This is a genomic window from Streptomyces sp. NBC_00354 (assembly GCF_036106915.1).
In the GTDB taxonomy this organism is placed as follows: domain Bacteria; phylum Actinomycetota; class Actinomycetes; order Streptomycetales; family Streptomycetaceae; genus Streptomyces.
The window spans coordinates 1,118,762-1,136,081 of sequence record NZ_CP107983.1; the positions used below are offsets into that span (position 1 = coordinate 1,118,762).

At 73.5% G+C, this 17,320-nt stretch carries 15 protein-coding genes; 5 read left to right on the forward strand and 10 right to left on the reverse strand.

Going from position 1 to position 17,320, the window contains the following annotated elements; all coding sequences use genetic code 11:
* The first annotated feature begins 11 nt into the window (after nucleotides 1–11).
* Nucleotides 12–314, forward strand: coding sequence for a DUF3040 domain-containing protein (locus OHT74_RS05310; RefSeq protein WP_328619517.1), 303 nt, complete (start codon nucleotides 12–14; stop codon nucleotides 312–314).
* Nucleotide 315: 1 nt separating this feature from the next.
* Here the strand turns inward: OHT74_RS05310 and OHT74_RS05315 are convergent, their stop codons facing one another.
* From OHT74_RS05315 to OHT74_RS05330, 4 genes are all read right to left on the reverse strand, one after another.
* Complete coding sequence (locus tag OHT74_RS05315) at nucleotides 316–747, reverse strand: GNAT family N-acetyltransferase (protein ID WP_328619518.1); 432 nt, start codon at nucleotides 745–747, stop codon at nucleotides 316–318.
* 59 nt (nucleotides 748–806) lie between these two features.
* Nucleotides 807–2,474, reverse strand: coding sequence for a beta-N-acetylhexosaminidase (locus OHT74_RS05320; RefSeq protein ID WP_328619519.1), 1,668 nt, complete (start codon nucleotides 2,472–2,474; stop codon nucleotides 807–809).
* Nucleotides 2,475–2,558: 84 nt separating this feature from the next.
* A complete protein-coding gene (locus tag OHT74_RS05325; RefSeq protein WP_266998691.1) occupies nucleotides 2,559–2,996 on the reverse strand; it encodes a GlcG/HbpS family heme-binding protein in 438 nt (145 codons plus the stop codon).
* A gap of 64 nt (nucleotides 2,997–3,060) precedes the next feature.
* Nucleotides 3,061–4,278, reverse strand: a complete 1,218-nt coding sequence (locus OHT74_RS05330) for an MFS transporter (RefSeq protein ID WP_266661137.1) — start codon at nucleotides 4,276–4,278, stop codon at nucleotides 3,061–3,063.
* A 209-nt stretch (nucleotides 4,279–4,487) separates the two neighbouring features.
* On the opposite strand from OHT74_RS05330, the gene OHT74_RS05335 reads away from it, so the two are divergent.
* Nucleotides 4,488–4,937: a MarR family winged helix-turn-helix transcriptional regulator gene (locus tag OHT74_RS05335; protein WP_266661139.1), complete on the forward strand. Its 450-nt coding sequence runs from the start codon at nucleotides 4,488–4,490 to the stop codon at nucleotides 4,935–4,937.
* Here OHT74_RS05335 and OHT74_RS05340 read toward each other — a convergent pair.
* From OHT74_RS05340 to pdxR, 5 genes are all read right to left on the reverse strand, one after another.
* Nucleotides 4,934–5,449 (reverse strand): hypothetical protein, encoded by a 516-nt coding sequence (locus OHT74_RS05340; protein ID WP_328619520.1) that lies wholly within the window; start codon nucleotides 5,447–5,449, stop codon nucleotides 4,934–4,936. The genes OHT74_RS05335 and OHT74_RS05340 overlap by 4 nt on opposite strands.
* Entirely contained in the window at nucleotides 5,446–6,135 is a 690-nt protein-coding gene (locus OHT74_RS05345) for an RNA polymerase sigma factor (RefSeq protein ID WP_328619521.1), read from the reverse strand. The genes OHT74_RS05340 and OHT74_RS05345 overlap by 4 nt, the downstream gene beginning before the upstream one ends.
* 15 nt (nucleotides 6,136–6,150) lie before the next feature.
* Nucleotides 6,151–6,582: an LAETG motif-containing sortase-dependent surface protein gene (locus OHT74_RS05350; protein WP_328619522.1), complete on the reverse strand. Its 432-nt coding sequence runs from the start codon at nucleotides 6,580–6,582 to the stop codon at nucleotides 6,151–6,153.
* Nucleotides 6,583–6,713: 131 nt separating this feature from the next.
* Nucleotides 6,714–8,315, reverse strand: coding sequence for a glycosyltransferase family 2 protein (locus OHT74_RS05355; protein ID WP_328619523.1), 1,602 nt, complete (start codon nucleotides 8,313–8,315; stop codon nucleotides 6,714–6,716).
* Between the two features lie 69 nt (nucleotides 8,316–8,384).
* Complete coding sequence (pdxR, locus tag OHT74_RS05360; protein ID WP_328619524.1) at nucleotides 8,385–9,935, reverse strand: MocR-like pyridoxine biosynthesis transcription factor PdxR; 1,551 nt, start codon at nucleotides 9,933–9,935, stop codon at nucleotides 8,385–8,387.
* A gap of 29 nt (nucleotides 9,936–9,964) precedes the next feature.
* On the opposite strand from pdxR, the gene OHT74_RS05365 reads away from it, so the two are divergent.
* The 3 genes from OHT74_RS05365 to OHT74_RS05375 all read left to right on the forward strand — a co-directional run bounded on the left by OHT74_RS05365 (nucleotide 9,965) and on the right by OHT74_RS05375 (nucleotide 13,728).
* A complete protein-coding gene (locus OHT74_RS05365) occupies nucleotides 9,965–10,915 on the forward strand; it encodes an EamA family transporter (RefSeq protein WP_328619525.1) in 951 nt (316 codons plus the stop codon).
* A 52-nt stretch (nucleotides 10,916–10,967) separates the two neighbouring features.
* Nucleotides 10,968–11,840, forward strand: coding sequence for a helix-turn-helix domain-containing protein (locus OHT74_RS05370; protein WP_328619526.1), 873 nt, complete (start codon nucleotides 10,968–10,970; stop codon nucleotides 11,838–11,840).
* A gap of 67 nt (nucleotides 11,841–11,907) precedes the next feature.
* Nucleotides 11,908–13,728, forward strand: coding sequence for a serine/threonine-protein kinase (locus OHT74_RS05375; protein WP_328619527.1), 1,821 nt, complete (start codon nucleotides 11,908–11,910; stop codon nucleotides 13,726–13,728).
* On the opposite strand, the gene OHT74_RS05380 is transcribed toward OHT74_RS05375, so the two are convergent.
* The gene (locus tag OHT74_RS05380; protein ID WP_328619528.1) at nucleotides 13,700–17,176 is read right to left on the reverse strand and encodes an endo-alpha-N-acetylgalactosaminidase family protein; all 3,477 of its coding nucleotides are present in this window, start codon (nucleotides 17,174–17,176) and stop codon (nucleotides 13,700–13,702) included. The genes OHT74_RS05375 and OHT74_RS05380 overlap by 29 nt on opposite strands.
* Nucleotides 17,177–17,320: the final 144 nt, after the last annotated feature.

The window sequence follows — 17,320 nt, forward strand, 5'->3', positions numbered from 1 at the left end:
TGGAGGTCGTCATGGACGGAGCCGGACTGTCCGACCGCGAGCGGCGCGCCCTCTCGGCGATCGAAGCCGATCTCAAGGGTGACCGCTCCCTCGTCCGGATCCTGCGCTCCGCGCACACACGTCCGCGTCACCGCACCCTGGCCGCCTGCCTTCTCGGTGCGGTGACGCTGGCCCTGCTGGTCGCGGCCTCGGTCACCGTCTCACTACCGCTGATCTGGGGTTTCGCCGCGGCCTGGACCCTGACCGCGGTCCTGGCCCTGCCCCTGGTCGGCCAGTGGATCCGCCGCCGCTGGCAGCGCACGGGCCGCCCGTAGCTCACTGCTCGCCGAAGACCATCCACTTCTCCGGCTGCGCCATGGGCGCGAATCCCGCCTTGGCGTAGACGGCGTGGGCGTCCGCGGTGGCGAGCAGCACCCGGCGCAGACCGTACGGGGCCAGGTGGTCGCGGACCGCGGCGGCCAGGCCCGTACCCAGCCCCTTGCCCCGTACGGCGGGGTCGATGTAGACGTCGCACAGCCAGGCGAAGGTGGCCCGGTCGGTGACGACGCGGGCGTAGCCGAGCTGGGCGCCCGAGGCGGTGTCGTAGACGCCGAAGTTCAGGGAGCCCGCGATGGCCTGGTCCTGCTTCTCCCTGCTCCGGCCGAGTGCCCAGTAGGCGTCCTGCGACAGCCAGCGGTGGATCAGCGCGACGTCGAGCCGGGCGGGGTCGGTGGACAACTCGTAGCCGTCCGGCAGGTCACTGTTCATGCCGGCATCCAAACAAGGCGTACGGCGTTCGGGCCAGCGAATATGGGCGGATGAACGGCTCACCCCGGCGGCTGGAGCCGGTCGGCGAGTGCCTTGAAGCCGGCCCAGGGGGGCTGCGGCGGGCGGGCGTCCCAGACCTTCTGGGACAGCGCCGCCAGAGGCAGCCGGATCCCCTCGGCGACCTGGGCCTGGGTCTGGGCGCCGGCCAGGTCGGCCCACACGGCGAGCCTGGCGCCGAGGATCTGCGCCGCGTACCGGGCGGGCACGGGGGTCGTGCCGCGCAGCACGAGCGGGGTCCACTGCTCGTAGATCCGCTTGCCGGTGGGGTAGGTGAACTGGTTCGGCTGGCCGAGCACGTAGTAGAGGTACTCGTCGTTCAGGTTGACCAGCTTGCGGCCCTCGCGCAGGTACTCCAGCGGCGGCCGGGCCCCGAGCTCCTTGCCCGTCCAGTACTCGACCTGGATGTCCTTGGCCGCCTGGACCACGCCTCCGGTGAAGAAGCCGTCGTTCCACGCCTTGGGCACCTTGCCCGCCGGACGCACCACGTCCGCGCGGTCGTTCAGCCAGCCCTCGGCCAGGTCCTGGACGCGCGCCGAGGGCCCGTACCGCTGCTGCGCCGCCCGCGCGAGCTGCGGGAAGGAGGCCTGCGGGTCGCGGTAGACCAGTGCCTGGTACTCGTCGGCGCCCAGGTGCCACAGCCCGCCGGGGAACAACGGCAGGTATTCGCGGAGCAGTTCGTCGATCAGCTTGGCCGAGGCCGGGTCGGATATGTCCACGGCGCCCTTGACGGCTCTGCCTTGTACGTCCCGCAGTTGGAGGGCGGGGTGGGCGCGCAGCACGGCGCCGAGGTGCCCGGGCGAGTCGAGCTCGGGCACGACCGTGATGTGGAGGCGGGCGGCGAGGGCGATGATCTGCCGGACCTCGGCCTTGGTGAGGTGGGGCGTGGAAACGATCTCGGGGTGGGTGTCGGACTGGATCCGGAAGGCCTGGTCGTCGGAGAAGTGCAGGCCGAGCTGGTTGAGCTTGAGGTCGGCCATCCGGCGCAGTTGGTCCTCGATCCAGCCCACGGTGAAGTTCTTGCGGGCTATGTCGAGGTTCAGGCCGCGCTGGGGCTTGGCCGGGCCGTCGCGCACGGTGCCCTCGGGGGCCGAACCGGCGGACTTCACCGCCTGTTTGAGGGTGCGGGTGCCGTAGAAGACCCCGGCCTCGTCCGGGCCGGTGACCCGGACCCGGCCGCCCTGGACGGTGAGCGTGTACGACTCGGGCGGTCCGGAGTTCTTGGCGCCGAGGGCGAGTTCCACGTCGCCGGCACGCGCATCTGCGGTCTCGGCGAAGCCCATGTGCAGTTCACCGGCGAGCAGCTTGCCCTCGTCGGTGAGGGCGGCTGCGTTCCCCGGCGGTACGACGACCCGCGCAGCGGCGGCCGGTTTCCATCCGGGGCCGCGGGCCGGGATGTGCTCCCGCACGGCCGGGATGGTGCGCGGGGCGGTGGACAGGGCGTACGAGGGCGTCGGCGAGGGGGCGGGGGCCGAGGTGGCCGGCGCGAAGGTGGTGGCGGTGGCGGCGGCGGAGCCCGTGGTGCTGGCGCCGCCGGGGCTGCGGGCCTCGTCGGAGGCGGCCGTGCAGCCGGGGACGGCAAGGGAGACCAACGCGGCGACGGCTGCCGTCGCGATGACGTGGCCTCTGCCGAGCTGCCTGGACCGGATCTGCCTGGACTGTCGCATCATGCACCCCTGTCCCCCGTACCAACGTGGCACGGGGGACCCGGGCGCGCGACCCGGGCGCGCGGCCCGCAAGCCGGGGCGGGAGCGTCAGACCAGCGCGTCGAGGGCGGCCGCGGCGAAGGCGTGGTCCTGGTCGGGGGCGCCACCGCCCACGCCGATGGCGCCGATGAGCCGGCCGTCGCGGTGGACGGGCAGCCCGCCCGCGATGAACAGCAGCGGCCGGTCGAGGGCGGTGGGCAGGGTGTGGAACAGCCCGCCCGGCCGGACGGCGTCGACGAGGTCGGCGGTCGGGGCGTCGAGCTGGAGGGCGGTGAAGGCCTTGCGGGTGCTGGTCTCGCCGGAGATCAGTACGGCGCGGTCGTCGCGGCGGAAGGCGAGCAGGTGGCCGCCGGCGTCGAGGACGGTGACGCTGACCGTGGCCCCGGCCCGCTCGGCGGCGCTGCGGGCGGCGGAGACGAGGAGTTCGGCGTCCTCGGTGGTCAGCGGGGCGACGGCGGTACGGGCGGGGGTGGTGGCGCTGGACATGCGGGGTGCTCCTGAATCGTGGTGCGATCGTACGAGCGGTACGCGTCGTACGAGGTGTGGTGGATCAGTGGTGGGCGGGGAGGGGTACGGCGGCCGGGGCTCCGGCCCCGACGACCCGGCTGCCGCCCGGGCCGGAGGCCGTACGCCGCTCCAGCGCGCCGGAGACGAGGGCGAGGACCAGGGCGGAGGCGGCCAGGGCGGCGCCGACCCAGTTCGGGGCGGTCCAGCCGAGCCCGGCGGCGATGACGAGCCCGCCGAGCCAGGCGGCGAGCGCGTTGCCGAGGTTGAAGGCACCGATGTTGACGGCGGAGGCCAGGGTGGGGGCTCCGGCGGCCTGGTCGAGGACCCGCTTCTGCAGCGGCGGCACGGTCGCGAAGCCCAGCGCCCCGATCAGCACGATGGTGGCGGCGGCGCCGATCTTGGTGTGGGCGGTGAGGGTGAAGACGGCCAGGACGACGGCCAGGGCGCCCAGGGACACGTAGAGCATCGGCATCAGGGCGCGGTCGGCGAACCGGCCGCCGATGAGGTTGCCGGCGACCATGCCGAGGCCGAACAGGACGAGGAGCCAGGTCACGGAGGTGTCGGCGAAGCCGGCGACGTCGGTCATCATCGGCGTGATGTAGGTGATCGCGGCGAAGACGCCGCCGAACCCGAGGACGGTCATCGCCATGGCGAGCAGCACCTGGACGTTGCGGAAGGCGGCCAGCTCGTGGCGGATCCGGACGTCCTCGGGCCGGGGCAGTTCGGGGACCAGCTTGACGATGCCGAGCAGGCCGAGGACGCCGAGGGCGGCGACGATCAGGAAGGTGACGCGCCAGCCGAGGGTCTGGCCGACGAGGGTGCCGAGCGGGACGCCGACGACGTTGGCCACGGTCAGGCCGGTGAACATCATGGCGATCGCGCCGGCCTTCTTCTCGGGGGCGACGAGCCCGGCGGCGACCACCGAGCCGATGCCGAAGAAGGCGCCGTGGGCGAGGGAGGCGACGACACGTCCGGCGAGCATGACGCCGAAGGCGGGGGCGAGCGCGGAGAGCACGTTGCCCGCGATGAACAGGCCCATGAGCAGCATCAGCATGCGCTTGCGGGGGATGCGGGTGCCGAGGACGGTCATGAGCGGGGCGCCGAGGACGACGCCGAGTGCGTATCCGGTGACCAGGAAGCCGGCGGTGGGGATCGAGACGCCGTAGCCGGCGGCGACCTCGGGGAGCAGGCCCATGATCACGAATTCGGTGGTGCCGATCCCGAAGGCCCCGATGGCCAGGGCGAGGAGTGCAAGAGGCATGAGGGTGCCCTTCAAGGGGGGAGATGGTGGAGCGGTGGTGCGGTGACCCTGTCGCGACACTTGCCGTCGCCGCTTACGTGCGTCCACATTAATTGCAGACGCGGGATATTTGCAAGCGCGGGCTATTGCGGCAGTGGCCTATCCTGGAAGGGCACCTGTGGGGACACAGGGAAACCGCGCAACGGGGACACGGTTCGAAGGAGCAGCCCATGACGGCCACCGACAGCGCACTGACGGGCCTCGCCCAGGGCTGGTGCGCCCTCTCCCTCCTGCACGGGCGGATCGAGGCGCACATCGAGCGGGCCCTGCAGGCCGGACACGGCCTGAGCGTGCGCGAGTACTCGCTGCTGGACGTACTGAGCCGACAGCACAGCGGCCCGGGCGGCCACCTGCGGATGCACCAGGTGGCCGACTCGGTGGTGCTCAGCCAGAGCGCGACGACCCGCCTGGTCACCCGGCTCGAGGACCGCGGGCTGCTGAACCGCTACATCTGCGACACGGACCGGCGGGGCATCTACACCGACGTGAGCGAGGCCGGCCTGACCCTGCTGGCCGCCGCCCGGCCGACCAACGACACGGCGCTGCGCGAGGCCCTGGACGAGGCCGCGCGCAACCCGGAACTCGCCCCGCTCGTCGCGGCGGTGGAGAACACCGCCTAGCTCTTGGAGGGTCCCGCGCTCGGGGGCGGTGAGGACGACACCGGGGTGGACGACGGCACGGCGGACGGGGGAACGGACCTCGACGGCGAGGCCGAACGCGCACCCGACGGGGTCGGCGTCGGCTCGGGCGGCCGCGCCGAGCGGGTCCCGGGGGCCCTGGAGGGCAGCGGGGACGGCGCCACCGAGGGGTGCGGAGCACCCGTGCCCGTACGGGAATCCGGTGTCGGCCCCGGTCCGGTGATCTCGGGCGGCGAGGCCGGCGGCACCGGGCGGGGCGGGGCGGAGTCCGGGGCCAGTACGAGGTACCCGGCCACGGCGGCGGCAGCCGCGGCCAGTCCGGCCAGCGGCAGCGCGAACCGGCGCATGCTCAGCCGCAGCCGCGCTGCCGGCAGCCGGCGCAGATGCGGGCCCGGCGGATCCGCGGGGCGCAGCTCGCGGACGGTGATCCCGCCGGCGCGGGCGTCGAGGGCCTGGCGCAGCCTGCGTTCGATTGGGCGTTCGCCGTGCGTCATATCCGTCCCTCCAGAATCCGTTCCAGCGCGTCCAGGGCGCGGCTCGCGTTCGACTTCACCGCGCCCCGGCTGATCCCGAGGGTGGTCGCTATCTCCGCCTCGCTGAGCTCGGCCCAGTAGCGCAGTACGAGGACCTGCCGGCGGCGCGGGGTCAGCCGGCCGAGTGCGGCGAGGACCTCGCGGTGTGCCTCGTCGAGGACGACGTGGTCCTCCGCGGACGGGATGTCGGCCGCCGCGGGCGGGGTCCACGCGCGGGCCGTGCGTCTGCGGCGCAGCACGGACCGGGAGGTGTTGACGACGGCGGTGCGCAGATAGCCGAGCGCGTTGTCGACCTCGCTGATCTGCTCCCCGTGACGCCGGTACAGGGCCGTGAAGGCGTCCTGGACCACGTCCTCGGCGGTGGCCAGGTCGTCGACGAGCAGCACGGCCAGCCGGACCATGCGCAGCCGGTGTGCGTGGTAGAGCTCGGAGACGGTGGGCTGCGTCTGCGGCGCATCCCCGCGCAGGGCGGTGTCGTACGCCGACCCGGGCCGGGTCCCCCGGTACCCGGGATCGTACGGCTGCGCTTGCGTCGGCGGGTTGGCGCGCTCGCGGCGCAGCACGAACGTCCACAAGCCCCGCCACGCCCGGCCGGGGCCGAGCGTGAAGGGGCGTGCGGACGGTGCGGGTTGAACGAGGTGCAGCACGGGTTTCCCGGGTTCTCAGCCGTTGGCGCGGCGGCGTACGGCGTAGAGGGTGCCGGCGCCGGCGGCGATGAGCGTGGCGGCCCCGGCTCCGATGGCGGCGGTGGTGGCGGAGGAGCCGGTGTGCGCGAGCTCGTCCCCGGCCGGCGAAGGGGCCGCCGTGGGCACCGCGCTGGGCTGGGCCGTGGGCAGCACGCTCGGCGCGGAGGACGGCGGAACGCTGCGCGACGGCGTCGGCCGGGCGCTCGGCGCCACCGTCGGCGGGACGCTGCGCGAGGGGCTGGGCGCGGCGCTCGGCATCGCGCTCGACGGCGCGCTGGGGGCGGGCGACGGGGTGGCCGAGGCCCCCTGTGCGGCGAAGGCGGGTCCGGCGAGCGCGAGGACCGCCCCGGCGGCGGCAGCGGTGACGGCCGCCCGGCGGACGGTCAGGGGGACGCGCTTCAGGTTCATCACAGTGGTTCTCCACGGTCGGGTCACGGTCGGTGCGAGGACGCGGAATGCCGCCCTTCACCCCCGCACGACGCGCGACCCGCCACGAGGTTGCCGCCGATTGCAAAAAACTTTCCTGCGAAAGACTTCTGTCAGGGCGTGGGCAGCGGGGCCGTGGGCAGCGGGATCCTGCGGACCACCTCGAAGCTCAGGTTCCCGTACGCGGTGAAGAAGGCGGCGGCCGCGAGTTCGGTGGCGCCGCCCGGGTCCCGGGCGACGACCTTGGCCCGGCGGGCGGTCCGGTCCAGCTCCGGCGCGTGCCGGCGGCCCAGCCGGACGGTGCGCGTGACCCCGTCGGCCCGGACGTTCAGGAAGCAGTCCCAGGTTCCCGGCGGGATCGGCCCGCCCCCGGCCACCGTGGTCAGGTCGAGCTCCGCCAGGAAGCCGGCCATCGTCAGCTCCGGGTCCAGCTCCGTGAGCTCCGGCGCGGGGCGGGCCTGGACCGCCACGAGGTGCTCGCTGCCCGTCTCCCGCGCCCGCAGTACGAGCTCGCTCTCCATGCGGCCGGTCCCGAGCGTCTGGATGTACGCGTGGCCGGTCAGCCGTACGCGGCCGCCCTGCCAGGTCAGTGACGCCAGCCGGTGCAGCGTCTTGAGGTTCTCGGTCACGTCGAAGAGCACGTCCGGCAAGCCCGCCGCCGGGTCCCGGAACAGCGGGTAGCAGCGGTAGACGCGGCCGTTGTCGACGATCTCCTGCGGCGTCGGCTCCTTCGCCGGGTCGTACTCCATCAGCTGCTCGAAGGCGGGCAGCGGGCCGCAGGCGAACGCGTAGAGCCGGATCCAGTCGATCCGCGGCAGTTCGCCGCCCATGTCCGGCTTCCAGTACGTCTGCACCAGCGCCCGGGCCCGCTCGTACACCTCGGCCGTGAAGCCGGGGTTCTCGTGGCGGGCCAGGGCGGCCGGCCGCAGCGCCGTGCGCAGCAGGCTGCGGAAGTGCCGGCCGAGCATGCGGCGCCGTCCCACCGGGTCCTGCACCCGCTCGGCCACCAGGGCCATGACGCGCTCGATGTGCACCACCGTCTCGCCCGCGGTACGGGCGCGGGCGGTGATGTTCTGCCCGTCGTCACGCAGCCGCAGGAAGTAGCAGTCGTAGTCGCCGACGACCGAGATCTTCCCGGCGGCCAGGAACACCCCCGTCACGAAGACCTGGTCCTCGCCGTACCAGAGGTCGTCCGGGTAGCGCAGGTGCGCGTCCTCGATGACCTGGCGGCGTATCAGCTTGGCCGAGTGGAGCGAGCGGTAGACCTCCGAGGTGTAGAGGTCGGCCTCCTCGGCGTGCCGGTGGGCCTTGTCCGATACCGTCCGGCCGAGTCCGACCTGCTTGGCGAGCACGACGTCGCTGCCCTGGGACTCGGCCATGTCCAGCAGCCGCTCGAGTGCCTCGGGGCCCAGGTAGTCATCGGCGTCGAGGACGAAGACGTACCGGCCGCGGGCCAGGTCCAGGGCCCGGTTGCGGGGCCCACCGGGGCCGCCGGAGTTCGGCTGGTGCAGGACGCGCAGCTGCGGGTACCGGGCGGCGTAGCGGTCGAGTTCGGCGCCGCTGCCGTCGGTGGAACCGTCGTCGACCGCGACGACCTCCAGGCGGTCGGCCCCCAGGGTCTGCCCGAGCACCGAGTCGAGGCACTCGTTCAGGTAAGGCATCGCGTTGTAGACGGCGATGATCACGGATATGTCGGGGGCGGACGCGTGGTGCATGCACCCGAGCATAAAGTTCCGCTTCGGCGGCTCCCGAGGGGGTATGCCGTGGCCGGAAGCGCGCGGTGTTCAGCGGAGCCGGGCCAGGGACCGGCCGAGGAGGGCGATCCCCTCCTCCAGCTCGCCCGGCGGGCCCGCCGCATAGCCGAGGACCAGCCCCGGGGAACCCGGCCGGATGCGGTGCCAGGACAGCGGGTGCGCCTTGACCCCGAGGGCCAGGGCCGCCGCCGCGAGGGCGGTGTCGTCGAAGGCCGCGCCGTCGAAGGTGACCATCAGGTGCAGGCCCGCCGCCGCTCCGTGGACCCGGGCGCCCGGCAGGTGCGCGGCGATGGCCCGGAGCATGGCGTCGCGCCGGCGGCGGTGGCGTCGCCGGACGAAGCGCAGGTGTCGCTCCAGCTCGCCCGAATCCATCAGCCGGGCCAGCACCAGCTGGGCGAGGACCGGATTGCCGAGGTCGGCGTAGCGTTTCGCGGCGACCACCGCGTCACGCAGGCGCGGCGGGACCAGCAGCCAGCCGAGGCGCAGCGCGGGGGCGAGCAGTTTGGACACGCTCCCGGCGTAGCAGACCCCCTCGGGGAGCAGGGCGCGCAGGGCGGGGACCGGTGCGCGGTCGTAGCGGTGCTCGGCGTCGTAGTCGTCCTCGATGACCAGTCCCCCGGCCGCCGCCCAGCCGAGCAGTTCCCGGCGGCGCTCCCCGTCGAGCACGACCCCGGTCGGGAACTGGTGTGCCGGGGTCAGCAGCACCACCCCGGCTCCGCTCGCCCGGAGCGCGGCGGTGTCGAGCCCGCTCCCGTCCACCGGTACGGGCACCGTCTCCAGCCGCCCGTACTCCAGCTGCTGCCGTGCTCCGAGCGAGCCGGGGTCCTCCACCGCGACCCGCCGTACGCCGTCCTCGCGCAGCACCTGCGCCAGCAGGCCCAGCGCCTGGGCGACGCCCGCGACGACGACGACCTCGTCGGGGTCGGCGCGGATCCCGCGGTTGCGGGCCAGCCAGCCGGTGACCGCCGCCCGGAGGGCGGGCGTGCCCTGCGGGTTGCCGTAGCCGAAGTCGGCGGCGGTGAGCCCGGCCAGGACGCGGCGCTCGGCCTGGAGCCAGGCCGTACGCGGGAAGGCGGTGAGGTCGGGCACCCCCGGCGAGAGGTCGATCCGGCAGGGCACGCCCCGCAGGGCATCGACGACCGGCGCGCTCGGCACGGCCGGGACGAACGGCCCGGCCGGATGCTGCGATCCGCCGGGACGGAGCGGTCCGGGCTGCCCGGCCGGCCCCGTCGGGGCGGACGGATCCGGGGCGCGCAGGTCCGTCGTGGTCGGCGGCGCGGCGACCACGATCGTGCCCGAGCGGCCGCGGCCGAGCACCTGGCCGGCGTCCGTCAGTCGCTGGTAGGCCTCGGTGACCAGCCCGCGGGAGACGCCGAGCTCCGCCGCGAGCACGCGGCCCGCGGGGAGCCTGCTGCCCACCGGCAGCGTGCCGTCGGCGATGGCGGCGCGGATGCGGGCCGTCAGCCACTCGGTACGGCCGCCCGGTGGCGCCTGGCCGATGTCGAGCTGCAGGAAGTCCGAGCCGCTGACGGCCTCGGTCCTTTTGGACCCCTTGGATCGATGCTCTTCGGCACTGTCCATGGGTCCAATGCTGGCAGAGCCTGGGCCGTATGAACACCTCCCCCGGCGCGCTGCGCGACCTCGCCCCCGGCACCATCGGCATGGTGCTGGTCGGCAGCAGCGTCACCGTCTCCCGTTCCCTGGTCCACGCCCCCCTGTTCGCCACGCAAGCCGTCCGCTACGCGGCCGCCACCCTGCTCCTGCTCGTGTTCGCCCGGGCCGCCCGGGTGCCGGTCCTGCGGCCGCGCGGCCGGGAGTGGCTGTGGCTGGCCGGGATCGCGGCCACCGGGCTCGTGCTGTTCAACGTCGCCGTCGTACGCGGCGTCGCGCATGCCGAACCGGCCGTGATCGCCGTCGCGGTGGCCTCCGTACCGGTCCTCCTCGGGGTGCTCGGCCCGCTGCTGGAGGGCCGCAGTCCCAGCCGCCGGATCCTGCTCGCCGCCCCCGTGGTGGTGGCCGGGGCCGTCCTCGTGGAGGGCACCGGCCGGACGGACGCCGCCGGGGTGGCCTGGGCAGCGCTCGCACTCGCCTGCGAGGCCGCTTTCACCCTGCTCGCCGTACCGGTGCTGCGGCGGCACGGCCCGTGGGGGGTGTCGGTGCACGCGGTATGGCTGGGGGCCGTGATGCTGGGGGTGCTGACGCTGCTCACCGAGCACCCCGCCGATCTGTCGGCCATCGGTCCGGCCCAGTGGGCGGCCGCCGGGTACCTCGCCGTCATGGTGACCGCGGTGGCGTTCCTCCTCTGGTACCGCACGGTGGCCGCCGTCGGCGCCGGCCGGGCCGGGCTGCTGACCGGGGTCGCGCCCCTTGCCGCAGCCGCCATCGGCGCACTCTCGGGCGGCGGGATGCCGGGCCTGCCGGTGTGGATCGGCCTGGTCGTGGTGGTCGCCGGACTGGCGGTCGGGCTCCGGAACCCGCAGCCGGGGCCGCCCGTACGGAAGGAGACGCGACGGTGGAAGGAGTCGCGGCAGCCGAAGGACCGGGCGCCCGCATCCCCTTGAGAGCGCCCACCTCCCCTTGAGAGCCCCGGGCCTGGTGGATCACAATCCGCAGATGCCGACGCCCCCGCACCCCAGTGTCCCCTCCAGCAGCCCCCCGTACAGCAGCTGGATGCGGTACTTCTCCCCCACCGCCAACCACCGGCGGCTCGGCCTGGTCTGTCTCGGCGTCGGGATCCAGCAGGGCCTGCTGCCGGTGGTCGGACCGCGGGCCCTGGACCACCACGTCGCCGTCGTCGTCACCCGGGGGCAGGGCTGGTTCAGCCACGGCGGGCGCCCGCCGCAGCCGGTGTCCGCGCCCGCACTGCTCTGGCTGGTGCCGGGGGTGGAGCACCACTACGGCCCCGATCCGCAGACCGGCTGGGACGAGTGCTTCGTGGACTTCGCGGGCCGCAGTGTGGAGGCGTACACCGACCTCGGCTACGTCACCCCGGACCGCCCGTTGGTGCCGCTGAGCGGCACGGAGGGGGTGCGGCACGTGGTCGACGGGATCGTCCGGGCGGCCCGGCGCGGCGGCCCGCTGCTGGAGGTGGAGGCCGCCGCGGCCGTGCACGGACTGCTCGTGGCGCTGCGCTACGCCCGCGCCGAGGTGTCCCGGCACGGGGACGCGGTGATGGACGCCCTGGCCCGGGACGCGCTGCTGCCCATATCGGTGGCCGAGCACGCGGCCCGGCTCGGGATACCGCTGCCCGAACTGCGCGGGGCCGTACGGCGCAGCACCGGCGAGGGGGTCAAGGAGTACCTCCTGGGGATCAGGCTGAGCCGGGCGAAGGAGCTCCTGGCCCGGACCGACCTGCCGGTCGCCGGGGTCGCCCGGCGGGTCGGTTACGACGATCCGGCGTATTTCAGCAGGCTGTTCAGCCGCCGGGTGGGCATGGCTCCGGTCCGCTTCCGCGCCCAGCAGTCGGTACGGGGCCCGGTCCGCTGACACGGTGCGATCATGGACGGCACCCCCGTTAGGATCTCAACCCTGTGATCATCTAGGGGGATTCCACATGTCCAACACCGACCAAGCCGTACTGAGACCGCTCGGGCCGGACGATCCGCAGGAGATAGCCGGTTACCGGCTGCTCGCGAAGATCGGCGAAGGCGGCATGGGTTCCGTTTACCTCTCCCGGACCCGCGGGAACCAGCCGGTCGCCCTGAAAGTCATCCGCCGTGAGTTCGCCCAGGAGCAGGACTTCCGGGTCCGCTTCGAGCGCGAGGTGCAGGCGGCCCGCCGCGTGCAGGGCTACCACATCGTGCCGGTCCTCGACCACGACACCAGCGGTGAACAGCCTTGGCTGGCCACCGCGTTCGTGCCGGGCCTGGCGCTCGACGACGCCCTTGCGACCCACGGACCCCTGCCGCTGCCCGCGGTCTTCCAGCTGATCGGCTGCACGGCGCAGGCCCTGCACTCCATCCACGCCGCCTCGGTGGTGCACCGCGACCTCAAGCCGAGCAACATCCTGCTCGGCTCGAACGGCCCCTGGGTCATCGACTTCGGCATCGCGCGGGCCACCGACACCACCCAACTCACGCGCAGCGGCGGGTTCATCGGGACGCCGCAGTACATGTCTCCCGAGCACGCCCTCGGCCGGACGGTCACCTCGGCGACCGACGTGTTCGCGCTGGGTCTGATCGCCGCGGTCGTGGCCACCGGCCGCCACCCGTACGGCGACGGCGCGGGACTCTCGATCGCCGCCGCGATAGCCAACACCCCCCAGCAGGCTCCGGATCTCAGCGGCTACCCGGACCCGCTGCGCCAGCTGCTGGAGCGCTGCCTGCACTCCGACGCCGACAAGCGGCCCCGGCCGACCGAGCTCGCCGAGTGGTGCAGCCAGACGGCGGGGCGGGACCTGCGCGACTTCGACGGCTGGCTGCCCGCGCCGCTGACCGCGGAGATCGCGCGGCGCGAGCAGTCGGCGCAGGCACAGGCGCAGGCGCCGGCCCCGGTGCAGTCTCCGGCGCAGGCCCCGCCCCCGCCGGCGTACGCGCCGACCCGGACCCCCGAGCCCGCGCAGCCCGCGTACGCGCCCACGCAGGCGTCCGGACCGGTCCCGGTGGCGTACGCGCCGACCCAGGGCCCGGCGGGCAGCCCGCAGCCCCCGGTGTACGGCGCGCCCACCGCCCCCGGCCCCACCCCTGCCTACGGCGCACCGGCGGCGGCCCCCGCCTCCGCCCCCGCGCGCAGCCGGATGCCCCTGGTCGTCGGCGCGGGCGTCCTGGTACTCGCCCTCGCCGCCGGCGGCACCTGGTACCTCACGCGCAGCGAGGACGACGGCACCCGGCAGACCGCGGGCGGGGACAAGGGGAAGACGGCAGACGCCCCCAAGGAGGCAGCGGCGCCGGCGGCGCAGTCCGGCAGCCCGAGCCCCTCGGCCTCCGCCTCCGCCTCACCCTCCGGCCGCACCTACACCGTGGTGTACAAGGACAAGCCGCTGAAGCTCCTGGCGCCCAGGGAGTTCGGCAAGGTCAACGACGTCGACCTCGACTTCCCCAAGGTGGCCGGCCTTCTGACCGGAGAGATCAGCGGGAGCGACCGGGAGCTGGACATGGGCTACTCGGACGTCCAGCTCTCGACCTCGTTCGGCAAGAGCAAGGGTCCCACCCCCGAACAGTGCGAGACCGGGGCAGCCACCAACCCGATGCCCGACCGGCTGCGGGAGGCGGACCTCATCGGCGCGGACCGCGCCATCGTCGCGGGCGACCTGCTGTGCACCGTCACCTCCAAGGGCAACCTCGCCATGGTCAAGATCGTCACGGTCGAAGACTCGACCGACACGCAGTACAAGGTCCCGACGTACCTCACCGAAGTGACCCTCTGGAAGCGGTAGCCGACGGGAGCCGGTAACCGACGTTGAGTTCCGCGACCGAGCTCCACGGGTTGCCGGCCACCTCGCTCGTGGCCTTGAGCCTCACATAGCGCGCGGTGCGGGGCGTGAACGTGACGTCCTGCCGGGCCGTCGTGTTCGGGAAGGTCCCGGCGGCTGCCGCCGTCCCCCAGTTCGCCCCGTCCGTGGAGGTGAACACCTGGTAGTCGGCGATGCGGCCGTTGCTCTGTGTCTGCCGGGGCAGGCAGTGGAGGGCCGAGACGTCGTACGAGGCCCCGAGGTCCAGGGTGATCTCGTGCGGCATCGGCGCGGTGGCCGCGTACCACTGCGTGTGCCAGATGGTGGAGGCGTCGCCGTCCAGGGCGTTGGCGGCGGCGCCGTTCTCGCCGGCGGTCTCCTCGCTGTCGACGGCCTGGACGCTCATCTGCCCTTGCGGCACCAGGAGTTCACCGCCGCCGACCGGCCCGAGGTCGTCCACGGTCAGGTCGTCGAGGACCAGGTCGGCCTCGTTGTGCGAGTCCTCCGGGGTCACCTTCCGCACGCCGATCCAGGCGTCGGCCCCGGCGGTGAAGGTGGTGCTGAAGGCGGTGGGCGTACGGGCCTGGTCCAGCGCGGTGGCGGTCTCGGTGCTGCCGGAGCCGGTGATGAAACGGTAGTCCCCGCTGAAGCCGCTCTCGTAGTGGAAGGCGGCCTTGTACGCGTGCCCCGGCGTCAGCCGCAGCGTCTGGGGCAGGGTGCGGTAGACGAGCCCGGTGCGCTCCTCGTGCGACTTGAGGGAGTTCTGCCCGCCGATCACGTCGTCGACGAGCTTCCCGTTCCACCCTGCCTGCGTGTACGGGGCGTTGCGCTGAGCCAGGTGGGTGCGCGGGTCGGTGGCGGAACCGCCTGCGCCGCCGAAGGCGAAGGGGCCCCAGCCGGCGTCGGCGTTCTCGAAGTCCTCGGCGAAGGTGTGGCCGCCGAGCGGGGTGCGGGCGGAGCGGACCACGCGTACGTCGTCCAGGTGGACGGTGCCGGATCCGGCCGCGGCGGAGAGCTTCAGGGTAGCGGCGGACTGGCCTGCCGGGACGTCGAAGAGCACCTTCATGCGCTGCATCCTGGTGCCGTTCTTCTCGCTGCCGCCCAGGTTGTTCGTCAGGGGCGAGGAGTCGGCGTACACGGAGGCCGCACTGCCCCCTGCGGGCGTGACGTCGAGAGTGGCGGCCCGGCCGGCCGGTGTGGAGACCCAGACGGAGGCGGCGTAGGTGCCGGGCGTCAGGCCCGTGAGCTGCTGGGAGACGGCGGGGGCGGTCCCGGCGGCGAAGGTGAGCTCGTTCTGGCCCTGGGCGTTGCGGGCGACGGCGGCGCCGGTCCCGGTGACGGTCCAGGCGTCGAGGTTGCCCGCGTAGAAGGAGGGGTCCTCGACCGGGGTGCCCTCGCCCCACTTCGGGTCGGCCTGGGCGGGCGCGGCGTCGTTGGTGACGACGTAGGCGGTCTTCGCGGTGGCGTTGACCGTGATCCGGCCGCCGGTGACGGGGAGGTCGCCGACCAGCCGGCGACCGGTGTCGGTCAGCTGGTAGAGCTTGGGCGCGGACCAGCCTGCGGGCAGGGTCCAGGTCGTGGAGCCCCCTTTGTCGTTCCAGTGGTAGAGCTTTCCGTCGCGCGGGAGCAGGTAGCTGCCGCCGCTGAGCACGGTGCGCCCGCCGGTGGTGATCTTCCGGGTGTTGCCGGCAGTGGTGGCGGTGGTGCCGTTCGCGAGGGTGACCGAGTTGGCCGTCCACTTCACGATCGGGGATTCCTGGAGGTACTTGGTCGGCAGGTTGACGGCGAAGGTGGTGTTCAGGAAGGCGGTGTGGTCCTTCTTGCCCTGCCAGCCCTCGTACGCGGCCAGTTCGGCCCCGCCGAGCAGCGGGTTTCCGGCGATCCAGTCGTCCTTGGCGTGGTTGGCGACGAACCGGGCGATGGTGGAGTTGATGCCCTTGAGATCGCTGCCGCCGTAGTTCACGTCGGCCGCCCAGTGGTGCCAGAGGGACTGCTCGGTCAGGGTGTTGGGGAACTCGGTGGCGAGCTGGAAGCCGAGGCCGCCGATCTCACGCTGGAGTTTGCGTGACACGTACCCGTCCCCGTACCAGACGTCCACGTAGAGGAAGTCGAGCCCGGGCGCGGCCGTCTTGAGGTCCTGGAGCCGCTTCAGCCGCTCGCCGGACTGGCCGTCCTTCCGCGTGTCCACGTAGTACGACTGGTCGAGCCAGTCCCAGCCGAGTCCGCCGCTCTGACGGGCCGGGTCGAAGGTCGCGGAGACCGGGTACTCCTCGGTGGCGTTGATGTGGACGCCGAAGTCTGCGTTGTAGGCGTGGCCGGCGGTGGTGAGGGCGTTCAGGTCGATGGCGCCGCCCAGCTTGGCGCCGATGTTCTTGTAGTCCATGTGTGCGGAGTCGTGGCCCTCGGAGGCGTACCCCTTGAGGAGGACGAACTGGCCGAGGCCGTCGGTGGCGAGGCTGACGCGCTTGGTTTCGTCGAGGGTCTCGGCGAAGGGGTGCGTGGCCTGGGAGGCGAAGTTGAAGGGGATGCGCTGCACGACCCGGTCGGCGGTCTGCTGCCACCCGGTGGGCGGGGTCCAGATGTCGCGGTAGGCGACGGCGGCGTCCTGCCAGTCGACGGTCGCGTCACCGTTGCGGTCCCCGGTGATCGCGATCCGCGCGTACGGGAGCGGCTCGGTGTCGGTGTCGGCGGCGCCCGCGGCCCGGTAGAGCCAGGCTCCGCTCCACAGGCCGGCGCGACGGTAGGCCCCCTTGTCGGTGACCCGCTTGCTGATCCGGCCGTTCTCCCGGGCGGTGCCGCCGGAGGGGGTGTCGTAGAGGGAGTTGGAATCGACGGCCGCGGCGAGCTCGGCCGTGTTGGCGAGCCCGTACATCACGGTCGTCGCGGCGGGGTCCACGGGGGTGCTCGCGGTGACGGGTGTGAAGGTGTCCCCGGTGCCGGTGGTGGCGGTGTGCATGTTCGCCGTGGCCAGCGCGGCGCCGGGCTGGTCGCTGCGGACGCTGACGAGGTTGTGGTCGGGGATCGCGAAGCTGCGAACGCGCAGGGCGGGGGTGTCCTCGATCGCGGTGACCTTGAACTCGACGACCGAACCGGTCACCGAGAGCCGGGATCTGATGGTCACCCCGGAGAAGGACAACGCGTAGTCCACGGCGGAGACGGACGGGGCGGAGGTCACGGCGGGGGTGTAGGCGGTCCCGTTGACGACGATCGCGGAGAGGGCGTCCTCGTTGCCGTTCAGCACGTCCCCGGTGGCCCGCCGGGTGTAGCTGACGACCCGGGGGAAGCCGCTGTCCACGGCGACGGACAGCTCGCTCGAGCTGATCGTCAGGGGGGCGGCGGCCGCCGCGGCGGCGGGCCCGGGCACGGAGACGACCAGGGTGGCGAGGAGACCGGCGACCGCGGCTGCTGCGGTCGGCCGGAAGGGGGTACGCATCGGGCCTCCGGGAGTCGGCGCTTCCTTGGCGGAAGACCGCACGGCCCGGAGGCCCGCGGTCCGCTCACTGACCTGTCAGCTTGCGGACCGCACCGCCACAGGCCCATGGACAAAGCAGAGCCCCGTCCTGGACTTACGTGGCGG